This is a genomic window from Spirillospora sp. NPDC049652 (genome assembly GCF_040675125.1).
GTDB lineage: Bacteria > Actinomycetota > Actinomycetes > Streptosporangiales > Streptosporangiaceae > Spirillospora.
Genome location: NZ_JBFAOF010000179.1, coordinates 1 through 10,201, shown reverse-complemented (window position 1 = coordinate 10,201; position 10,201 = coordinate 1). Strand labels below are relative to the sequence as shown.

9 protein-coding genes and 3 pseudogenes are annotated in these 10,201 nt (G+C 68.7%); 5 read left to right on the top strand and 7 right to left on the bottom strand.

Features of this window, described 5'->3' with window-relative positions:
* From AB0J52_RS14725 to AB0J52_RS14710, 4 genes and pseudogenes are all read right to left on the bottom strand, one after another.
* On the bottom strand, positions 1-1,157 hold a 1,157-nt coding region (locus AB0J52_RS14725), incomplete at its 3' end, for a M20/M25/M40 family metallo-hydrolase (protein ID WP_500182101.1).
* A 550-nt stretch (positions 1,158-1,707) separates the two neighbouring features.
* Positions 1,708-1,869, bottom strand: a complete 162-nt coding sequence (locus AB0J52_RS14720; RefSeq protein ID WP_500182100.1) for a hypothetical protein — start codon at positions 1,867-1,869, stop codon at positions 1,708-1,710.
* A 654-nt stretch (positions 1,870-2,523) separates the two neighbouring features.
* A pseudogene (locus AB0J52_RS14715) lies at positions 2,524-2,823 on the bottom strand (hypothetical protein); the annotation flags it as partial.
* A gap of 745 nt (positions 2,824-3,568) precedes the next feature.
* Positions 3,569-4,008, bottom strand: a pseudogene (locus AB0J52_RS14710) (transposase); the annotation flags it as partial.
* 252 nt (positions 4,009-4,260) lie between these two features.
* On the opposite strand from AB0J52_RS14710, the gene AB0J52_RS14705 reads away from it, so the two are divergent.
* The 4 genes and pseudogenes from AB0J52_RS14705 (at position 4,261) to AB0J52_RS14690 (ending at position 7,590) form a co-directional block, all read left to right on the top strand.
* Positions 4,261-5,505 (top strand): hypothetical protein, encoded by a 1,245-nt coding sequence (locus AB0J52_RS14705; RefSeq protein ID WP_500182099.1) that lies wholly within the window; start codon positions 4,261-4,263, stop codon positions 5,503-5,505.
* An 80-nt stretch (positions 5,506-5,585) separates the two neighbouring features.
* Positions 5,586-6,125: pseudogene (locus tag AB0J52_RS14700) on the top strand (transposase); the annotation flags it as partial.
* A 118-nt stretch (positions 6,126-6,243) separates the two neighbouring features.
* Positions 6,244-6,531 carry a DUF7336 domain-containing protein gene (locus AB0J52_RS14695; protein ID WP_500182102.1) on the top strand — a complete coding sequence of 96 codons (288 nt, stop codon included), beginning with the start codon at positions 6,244-6,246 and terminating at the stop codon, positions 6,529-6,531.
* Between the two features lie 249 nt (positions 6,532-6,780).
* Complete coding sequence (locus tag AB0J52_RS14690; protein ID WP_500182098.1) at positions 6,781-7,590, top strand: GNAT family N-acetyltransferase; 810 nt, start codon at positions 6,781-6,783, stop codon at positions 7,588-7,590.
* Positions 7,591-7,831: 241 nt separating this feature from the next.
* On the opposite strand, the gene AB0J52_RS14685 is transcribed toward AB0J52_RS14690, so the two are convergent.
* Positions 7,832-8,275, bottom strand: coding sequence for a pentapeptide repeat-containing protein (locus tag AB0J52_RS14685; protein ID WP_500182097.1), 444 nt, complete (start codon positions 8,273-8,275; stop codon positions 7,832-7,834).
* 156 nt (positions 8,276-8,431) lie between these two features.
* On the bottom strand, positions 8,432-8,725 hold the full coding sequence (locus tag AB0J52_RS14680; RefSeq protein WP_500182096.1) for a DUF1330 domain-containing protein: 294 nt from the start codon (positions 8,723-8,725) through the stop codon (positions 8,432-8,434).
* A gap of 159 nt (positions 8,726-8,884) precedes the next feature.
* Between AB0J52_RS14680 and AB0J52_RS14675 the strand changes: the two genes are divergently transcribed.
* Complete coding sequence (locus tag AB0J52_RS14675; protein ID WP_500182095.1) at positions 8,885-9,787, top strand: LysR family transcriptional regulator; 903 nt, start codon at positions 8,885-8,887, stop codon at positions 9,785-9,787.
* A 172-nt stretch (positions 9,788-9,959) separates the two neighbouring features.
* Here the strand turns inward: AB0J52_RS14675 and AB0J52_RS14670 are convergent.
* Positions 9,960-10,201: aromatic-ring hydroxylase C-terminal domain-containing protein (locus tag AB0J52_RS14670; protein WP_500182094.1), on the bottom strand; the 242-nt coding region annotated here is incomplete at its 5' end.

The window sequence follows — 10,201 nt, the reverse complement described above, 5'->3', positions numbered from 1 at the left end:
CCCAGCACCTGCGCCAGTACGGCCGTCAGCAGCAGCGGCAGCACCGCGGACACCGCGGCGATCAGCATGCGCGGCAGGCTCGCGAGCCGCCGCTTCCGCACCGCCACGATCAGCCCGCCGAACGCCAGGACCGACAGGACGGTCAGCACCGGCACCAGCGCCCCCGGGTAGGTCACCATCACCCCGGGCAGCCGAAAGTAGGTCGTGTCGCCCCTGCCGTCCAGATCGGCCAGGTCGGTGTTCCCGAGCGTGCGGGTGAGGGCGAGCATGGTGGCGCCGTGGTGCTGGAGGCTGCCCCGATCGAGGTTGCCGATGGAGTCCGTGGCCGTGTGGTAGTGGGAACCGCGCTGGATCCAGGCGAAGTTCATACCGCGGAACCCGGCCTTGGACAGCGGGGTGAAGTCGGTGTTGTTCGGCAGCATCCGGTAGAGCTCGACCATCGAGGAGTCACCATGCGGCCTCGGCGCCGCGTCCGCGAACGCGCTGACCAGCCGCGCATTGTTCCGGGTCGTCTCGAACATCAGCGTGGGCCCGCCCGCGCCACGCGCCTCGAAGTTGAGGAGCACACCCCTGGCCCGGCCGAGCGGACGCTCCCGGACGAACGCCTCAGCGCCGAGCACGCCGTCCTCCTCACCGTCGGACAGCAGCAGGACCAGGTCGTTGCGCAGCGGGCCGCGCTCCCGCAGCGCGCGGGCCGTCTCCAGGATCGCGGCCACGGCCGCACCGTCGTCGGACGCCCCAGGCCCCATCGCCGCGGAGTCGTAGTGCGCGGCCAGCATGATCATCCCGGTGGAGTCGCGGCCCGGGAGGGTGGCGACCACGTTCTCCACCCGCCCGAACGTCGCCAGCCCTGCCCCGGAGGAAGCTCCGACCGCACGCTGCACCTGCACGCCGAACCCTTGGGCGCGCAGACGCTCAACGAGGTAGTCGCGTGTCCTCGCGCTCGCCGCACTGCCGATCGGCCGCGGCTCCTTGGCGAACCGGTTGAGATGGCCGAGGGCTCGCGCGGCACTGAACTCGTCCGCCCGAGCGTCCGCGGGCGCCGGGCGCGGTGGGCCGTCCAACACCGCCCCGGCGAACATGACCACGCCGAGGGCCAGCAATCCGAGAACGCCGCCGAGCAGGCGGCGTGATGAGTCGAGCAGTTTCTCCTTCACGCGACCCGACGCTAGACACGCCCGCACGGGCCCGGAATGCGGCGATCAACCCGAGCGGCCTGCAGTTTCCCGCACCCCCGTTCATGCTGACCACCTCAACGTGCAGACCAAACCCCCGGCGATGTCCGCCCGCCGCCTGCGAACCGATGTGCCGTTCGGACCGGCGGACGCACGCACCGCCTGCTCGGCCGCGGCACCAAACGCGGACCGTGTCCGAGGGCCTTGCCACCGGTCGGGACGACCTGCGAGAAACGGCTCCCCCATCGACGCCGCCAGGGGTGTCACAGCTTTGGGGTGATAGTGCGCGCGGGCCCAGCCGATCGCGTCGGCGGCCTCCACCTCGGCCAGGATGGCTAGGCTGGCGATGCCCGTACCGACGCAACCACCGCGACACGCGACCTCGGCCGACAGCCCAGAACGCCACCGCCGAGGTGCACATCGGTGCCGCTCCGCTACCTGCGGTTCAGCAACGACATCCACCGCGTTGGAGCTTCGCCGAGACGGTCCGTTCAGCGGCGGGACATCACATCTGCGGCCGGCCCTGGGCGGGTTAGGCCGAGTCCGGCAGATGAGCGGTGATGAACGTCTGTACTGAGGCCGGATAGTCCTCCCACTCGGCGTAGCACCATCCCTCCTCACGCCCCCGCCGGGCCCCCGTGTGCAGCGCGCGGGCCAGCTGGACGTCAGCCTGCCGGAAGATCGCCTCTCGCATCGGGCCCCGCTCGATGAGGCGCGGCGCCACTGGGCTCGTCCGCTCGCCGTTCAGGGCCGTTCGGGGTGCCCCTCGGACCAGTAGCTCTCCCGCATTTCCAACCCCCACCTGCAGCTGGCCCTGGAGACGCTGAACCCGCCGACCCACGGCCCGTGCTTGGTGTGGGAGGCCCCTGTGAAGCTGCTCACGCACTTCACAGCAACCCGGTGCGTGTACATGGTCTGGGGGGGCCGGCAGGCCGAGTAGGCGCCGGACTTGCCAGAGGCGTAGGCGCGGCAGACGGAGGCCGCCAGCGCGTCGGCGTCTCGGGCGCCGCTTGCGCGATGGGCGTCGGCGCTCGCCGGGGACACAGTCAGTACGGCGGCCGTACCTGCTGCGGCTGCGGTGCTCATCAGTAGTCGGAACATGGGGCCCTCGCGTCGCTATACGCTGATGACTACTAAAGGTAGTCATACGAGCTCGCACCATCCCCGTCACATTCCGGTGGCTTCCCAGGCACGTGGGCCGCGAACGGCCAGGCCAAAGGGGGCAAGTCGCCAAAAACGGGGTCGTCGCAGCCGGGTCGTGGGTGTACCGAAGGGCGTACGCCGCAGCCCCGCGAGCCCAGCCGACCGCGAGCACCTTCAGGTCGTCCCCCGCAGGTGTCAGCACAGCTCAAACACCATGCCTTGCACCACGTGCGCGGACGGCCCGCCCGCCGCGGCGCTGGCCACGTGGCTGCCGCCCCTGACGGGTAGACGCGTCGCCGTCGAGGGTGCGAAAGGCATTGTGAGAGGAGGTGATGTACCCGGCCTGCTTGTCCTGCTCCCGGGCAGGCGCCCAGGCGGTGCCGCGGTTGTTGACGCTCAGCGCGGTGCCGCCTTCGCGGTTACTGGCGAAGGGCTCCTTCTCGCAGCTCACTCCCGACCTGGAGAGCGCCGACGACCGGGCGGCCGCACACATCGCGGCGTTGCTTGGCCCGCTTGTTCTTGTTTGTCATCCTGCACAGAGGGCGCCCTCCGGCGGGGTCCGGTAAGCGCACCCTGGGTGCGTGGTTGGTCCGGCCGGAATGCGGCCGAGGGTTACGTCCCGTCGCGCTCTACGGCACCCAGCAGGCGCGCCTTTCCCGCGCCAAGAGCTTGTTCCGATGACGACTTCGGACCACACTCCCGTTGCCCTATTTCGGCGTTCGGTCAGGAGTAGGGCCGAGGGTGTCTCCACATCTGCCAGGCAGAGGGGCACACATTTTCTCAGGCTTCCCGCTGTCTGAGCGCGCACAGGAGGAGAGCGGAGGAAGCAACACAAGAAATATTAGCGAGATCCGCATAACCATAAACCGCTTCATTTTCATTCCGTTCATTGACGGGAATCTGGTTCAACAGTAGGCCTGAGGAATCGCAGCCGTCCACTCCAGTCCGCACGCGCGGGGCGACGTACCCGGCGATATCCTCTCGGTGTCTATGGATGCCTCACTCCCCCGAGAACGTCCTGGTCCTGACAGGTGCGGGCCGGCAAGGGGCGGAGGTCAGCCTCGCCCCGGCCCCGGTGCGAGCGGGCCGTTAACGTGTTCGCGAACCAGGTGACATACGAGAAGGACTGGAACGCAACCGCTACCAGCCGCCGTCGTCCCCGTCGTACTGTGCGTGCACCAGGCTGAAAACATCGGCACTCATCCGGCGGACCCCACTCCGGCACTTGCCGCGACTTCTCGTCGTTTCGGACCCGACCTTGTCGGTGCGTCGACCAGTCTCCGCCGGTTCTTGCCGCAGTCGACAGGATTCGGGCCCGTCAGCTCCCCCCTTTGGCAGCCCGGACGCTGACGGCGTCGATGGCACATCACGACCATTCCAGCTCGCCGGCCGCACCGAGTTCGTCCAGGATGACGCGGTGCAGCTTGGCCCACATCCCCGCCTGGATCCACCCGGTGAACCGGCGGTGCACCGTCTGACAGGACGCACCGAAGATCGGCGGGAGCTGCCGCCAGATACATCCGGTCGTTGCCACGAAAACAATCGCGGCCAGCACGTTGCGGTCATCGGCCCGGCGTCGTCCGCCGCCTTGCGGTCGGGCCGTTGCTGGCGGGATCACCCGCTGGAACAACTCCCACAGCTCGTCGGGAACCAGTCGCTCGTTGAAGCTCGCCACGACCGATCCAACGATGAGTCACCAATCAAGACACGGTCTTAGCCCTGGTCGGGTCACATGAGATCAAATCGCGGGAAGTTGGGGCAGCAGTGTGCCAGCAGCACTCGGGCACCGTCCCGATCGCTGACATCAGCGGGAGCTCATCTTCGCCGACGAGCGCTTGCGAGACCTACAGAGGGGACGGGTCACCCCATCATTGGAGTCAGCGCCGAGTACCTCGGCACGTCCTGCCAGCCCTGGGTGTTCCCACCTAGATCGGAGACCGTCGTGAAGAACAGCAAGTTGTGGCGAGTCGTCGACAACGACAGTGGCGCCGAGGCCGTCGTCAGTACGCCTGCCGAGGCGGTCGCGTTCATCAACAGCCGGTTCGACACCGATGAGAACGACGAGCCGTTCAGCTTCACCGAGGTCGGTCCTTTCGTCCCGAAGCCGCTCGGCGTCATCACTGCGTGGGCAGCTGACCAGGACGACGGGCGGACCGATGGACGAACTGCACCGATCATGATCAAGCCGGTAGTGACTGACGGCGCCATCGACGAGTGCGACGACGTCGTGCTCTGGGGCGACGTGCAAGTCACGTGGGACCACGACGTGTACGTCGTCAATGGGCCGGACGGCTTCGATTACGACGTCGCCGGCAGCGCAGCCGAGCTCAACAAGATCCTCGACGAGTACGCCACCGACTACGAGTACGTCGAACCTGAGAAGTCCGACAGCCACGCGCGACCGAACCAGCGAATGTTGATCCAGTACGGTGCCCAGGAGTGCGCCAGCCGGTTCGGGCACCTTGACGACGACGCTCTGCTGTGGCTCGCCGCCACCCGGATCACGCTCGCCCTGTGGCGCAACACGCCTGTGGAGAACTGGCATGCCGGCAGGAGCCCGCTGCACGACGGCATGATGATGCGGATCAACGCGGCGACCACCCGGCTCGTGCGCTCGTTGCTGTCGTTTGACCATGTCGACTGGGTCGCTGTCGGTCTCGCGATCGTCAACCCGTCTCGGGTTCTGCCGACTGGACAGTCCGTGCTCGAGCTCGGGTTGGCCTGCCACAACCCTGACGACCCGGCGCACGGGGATGATCCGCGCGACGACCTTGCGGAGATGGCACAGGACGCGATCAGTTGGGGCCGTGCGTACCGCCTCCACGAGCAGGAGTTCGGCCTGCGGACCCTGATCGAATTCTTCTGCGCGTCCGACAACGGCTGGTTCGGCGCACCCAGTTGGGAGCGCATCGTCGATCGGTTCGTTGCCGCAGTCGACGACCGGGAGCACGGACACTGGCGCGTGCACCGGGACAAACCTTGGTTCGACGAGTGGTTCACCAGCCGTCCGGCCGACATTGCGGACAACGCTGAACTGCGTCGGCTCCTGCTTGCCGGGCCGGACCTGCTGTCCGAAGCAGCCGCCGAATGGTGCGTGGAAGGTGCCATCGGCTACGTCTGTCGGGACGATCATGCGAACGGCTGCGAGCAGTGCGGTGTCCCGCCAGCGACGGAGTCGTCGAGTTAGACCGTGTTTGATGGGTGATGTCTCGTTGAGCCAGCCGGGGCGAGCTTTGAGGAAGGCTGGAACCGGACGGATTGCGGGAGATGTTCCAGCGGGTGGTTCCACCGGCGCCGACGGGGCCGCAGGGCTGGAGACGGCGGCGAGCCGACGACCGCAGCGTGCTGGCGGCGATTGTGTTCGTGGCCGCCACCGGCTGAACTTGGCGGCAACTCCCGCCCACGTTCGACGCGTCCTGGCAAACGGTGCACCGCCGTTTCGCCGACTGGAGCGCCGCCCGGGTGTGGGCCAAGCTCCACCGGGTGATGCTGGACGACCTCGGCGCGGCCGGGGAACTGGACTGGGTGCGGTGAGCGAACGGCTCCGTCAGCGTCCGCACCGCCAAAGGAGGGCGGGCCGCTCCCGGCGTAGCCCACGCAGGCGCCGTCTAGCAAGTAGCACGCCGACAAGGGCTACGACTACGTCGACCGCGGGCGTGGCCGCGCAGCCGCAACATCGTCCCGCGGATCGCCCGCTGCGGCATCGAGGCCTCCAACCAGCTCGGCCGGCACCGGTGGGTGGCCGAGCGGACGGTGTCATGGATGAACGGCCTCTGTCGCCTGCACCGCCACTACAGCGCAAGGCCGACCAACTCCGGGCCTTCGTCGGCATCGCCGCCGCCCTCATCTGCTGCCGCGACCTCACCAAATGAGACGACGTTTAAGTCGGTCGCTTGCGGTGGGCCGACGGGCGCGAACTTTGATCATGGTCACCAAGGTCTATGTGCTGTGGCACGTCCATCATCAGGCCGGAGACGAGACAGGGACCGTCATTCACCGCAGCGAAAGCAATCGGGTCTCAATCTGTGAGGAAGAGGGCGACAACCCGAAGATCCTCGGGGTGCACTCGACGCGTGAGCATGCGGAAGACCGTGTCGGCCGGGCGAGGCCGCTTCCTGGATTCAGGGATGGGCCCAATTGCTTCCTGATCGGCGGCTACGAACTGGACACAGACGAATGGAGCGAGGGCTATCAGATCGTTCATCCGACCTGAGGTGTGGGTCTGTTTGGGGCCGAGGCTTTGGGGGGTGAGGGATCGAGGGCCGTTCTCGCAGGGGCGGGATGACGGGAACGTGACGGCGCGTCCTGTTGGGCGACATGATGAGCGGATGGTGGATCCCGTGATCGAGCTGATGCTGCCGCTTCGGATGCCCGCCGGCTCTGGTCAACGCCATCCTCTGATCCACTTTCGCGGCCGACGTCTGAGGATTGATGCTTCGCTCGCGTCCTGGGAGGGGCGGCGGTGGCGTTGACCTTCGGCTGGTCTGTGGTGGGTGATCCGGCCGAGTTCGTCGCGGGCGAGGAGTTCCTGCTCGGACGGGCGGCGACCAACCTTCCTCTACTGATCGCGCTATCGGCTCAGCGTCACTCCGGCCGAAAACTGACGGCGCCGCTGTTCGGCTGGTGGACGGGCCCGGACGGGACGGTCGGCGGTGCATTCGTCTGCCCGTCCTTCGGGCCACTGCTTCTCGGCGACATGCCAACGGAGGCCGCTGCCGCGCTGCCCGGGCACCTGGACGATGGCTTTGGCGGTGCACCCCATGCGTGGGAAGGCCGCAGTGACCTCGCCGAAGCGTTCGGGTCGGCCTGTCCGGGGCAGCCGGTCGGCCACCGGGCGCGGCTGCACCGGCTGGAGACGCTCCAGTCGTGTCCGGCACCGGACGGCTTCGCCCGGCCCGCGACGCCGTCCGACCACGACCTGCTGGACCGCTGGTACCAAGCCGTCACCAGGGGCCATGGCACGCCCGGTGCCGTCGCCGGCCGCCTTGTCTCCGGCGACCTGCACCTTTGGGAGACCGGAGGTCGGGTGGTGGCGGTGGCCGGGCACGGTCCCCGCTTCGGCTCGGCGGTGCGCCTCGAGCCGATCTACACCGCGCCCGAACATCGGGGGCGCGGCTATGCGACCGCGCTGGTAGCCGCAGTCACCAGCTCGCTGCTAGACGACGGTGTGGCCGAGGTCGTGCACGTCACGACTCCGGCGAACCCAGCCGCATACCAACGTCCCGGCTTCCGGGTCGTGGCCGACTACGTGACCTACTCCCGCTTCCCCTGACTCCTGGCATGGACGGAGGGCGTCGCCCTCGGACGAACCAGACGCCACCGTGCACGGGGCCGACATCACTCTCGGCCGCTCCCGCGCGACTTTCGGAAGGGGACGGTGCGGACCTGGTCTCCTTGCCGTGCGGGCGGATGGTGCCGGTGCGGGCGGTGATGGCGACGTCGTCGACGTCCAGGCGGGTGCACTCCTCTTCACGTGCCCGGGAGTACAGCAGCATCGCGGGGGCGCAGTGCGATCAGCGACGCTTCCGCCCGGCAGGGCCGGCGGGGTGCGGGGGCCAGCCTATGACCTGGTCGGCGCGCAGGCCGGTGATGGTGGCGCCGGTCAGGTCGGCGCCGGTCACATCGGACTGGCCGTAGGGGTGGACGCCGGTGTTGACGAGGCCGAGTTGGGCGTCGGTGAGGTCGGCATCGCGCAGGTCTGCGCCCTGCAAGCCGCATCCGGCCAGGCGGACGCCGCGCAGTGAGGCGCCGCGCAGATTGGCCTCACGCAGGTCGCACATCTTGAAGAAGCAGCCATCCAGCATCGCGTGGCGCAGATCGGCGCCGACGAAGGAGCAGCGCTCGAAGCGCAGCTGCCGCGTGCGGAGAGTGGTCAGGTCGCGGCCGTCGAACACCTGCCGGATTACCTCGGAGTACACGCCGAGCTCGGCGAGCACCTGCTTCGACACTTCCTCCACCGCACTGTCCTTCCCGTGTTTCTTGGGCCGTTCAGCGGGCCAGCCGGACGCTTCCTTGCTATCCGCTGCCGGATAGTGGATGACGACCGCGCCGCCGCCAAGGCGGCGGCGTCAGCGAGGTCGCCTTCGAAGCTCGGCGATCGCTGGGCGTGACGGTCAGTCGATGCCTTCGATGATGCGGAAGTCGCGCTCGGCGCCGGCGGGGAAGGCCGCCAGCGCCTTCTTGTACGCCTCGCTCTCGTATGCCGCGACGGCCTTTTCAAAGCTGTCGAACTCGATCAGAATGACGCGTTCCGTGATTCCAGCCTCGTGGGCGACGACTCGAGCGCCACGGGACAGGAGGCGCCCGCCGCCAGCCTGGACAGCCAAACGGGCCAGCTCGTCGTAGGCAGCCAGCCCCTCAGAGTCGGAAATGGCTGGGTAGACGCTGACCCAATAGCCCTTAGCCATGAAAACCTCCTGTGTTCGGCCGGACGCGTCTGGCGTCGAATGGACACTCAGATCGATCGATCCCGGCATGCGCAGGTTAGGGCTTGATGCGCGGTCGAGGGAAAGACCGGTACGGGATAGGCTCAGAACGGATCGTGATCAATCGGGCGGGGAGGGCACGTGGCGCCGGATACGGTGAGCCTGCGGTACTTCCTGGTGCTGGCGCAGGAGTTGAACTTCACCCGCGCGGCCGCACGGATCGGTATCGCCCAGCCCGCCCTCAGCGCCCGGATGCGCCGATTGGAGGCGCAGCTGGGTACGGTGCTGCTGGTCCGCGACACGCGTCACGTCGTGTTGACCACGGCCGGTGCGGCTCTGGCGGAGTCCGCGCCGCCCGCGCTGGCGGCGCTGGACCGGGCGTGGGGCGCCGCCCGGAGCGCGGCGGCCGGTGAACTGGGCACGCTGCGCATCGGATACAGCCTCAGCGCCGGGGCCGAGACGGCACCGGCCCTGGTGGACAGGTTGGTTCGCGGCAACAGCGGACTCGATGTCGGCGCGTTCCCGATGGCGACACCGGAGATCTCCGCGGCGGTCGCCGACGGCCGCATCGATGCAGGGATCACCCGCGGTGAACAACCGGGCCGTGGCGTGCGCCGGTTCCTGCTGCGACGTCAACGCGTCGGCGTCCAGCTGGCACAGCACCATCCGCTGGCCGAATGCCCGGAGATCGAGATCGCCGACGCGGGCGCGTATCCGCTACGACTCCCGGACCGGGCGGCCAACCCCGTGATCCACGATCAGCTGTTCGCGCTGTTCCGGGACATCCGACCGCGCCCCCGATTCCACACGCCCGCCGTCTCTTACGACATGTCCCAGCGCGACCTGCGCGACGGGGTCACCCTCGCCCCGGCGGGAGAAGCCGCGGCCACGGCACAACCGGCCGGCCTCACCTGGCGACCGCTGCGGGACGCGCCCAGCCTGACGGTCCACCTGGTCCTCCCACGCGAGCAGTCGCCACTACACGACCGCATCCGTGCCGCCGCCAAAGCCCTGGCGCACGAGCTGCACTGGCTGCCGGACTGACGCGCAAGAGGTCAAGCGAGACGGACATCTGCGGTGGCGAGGCCGAACCGCGCCCAGCGAACCGCGCTCAGCGGACTTCGCGGTCACGACGACGGGGGTCTGGCTGCACGTCCGACACGACCTCGCCACCCCCGCGGACCAGCGTCCGAAAGCCGGGCACCAACGCGCCTTGTCAGGCCGGCGGGCCGAACCAGTGGTGCAACGCCTCGGCCAGCTCCTGCTCCCGGTGTCCGGCCCAGGCGACGTAGCCGTCCGGCCGTACCAGCACCGCCTCCTTCGTGGTCTCCTGCCCTGTTTCCTGCGAGACCGCCACTCTGGAACCCCACTGGCCGGCCAGCGCCCGCAGCTCCGAGCCCGCCCCCAGCAGCGCGCCGCGCCCGTCGGGCAGCGCGGGCGCACCGGGCAGGCGCCGGC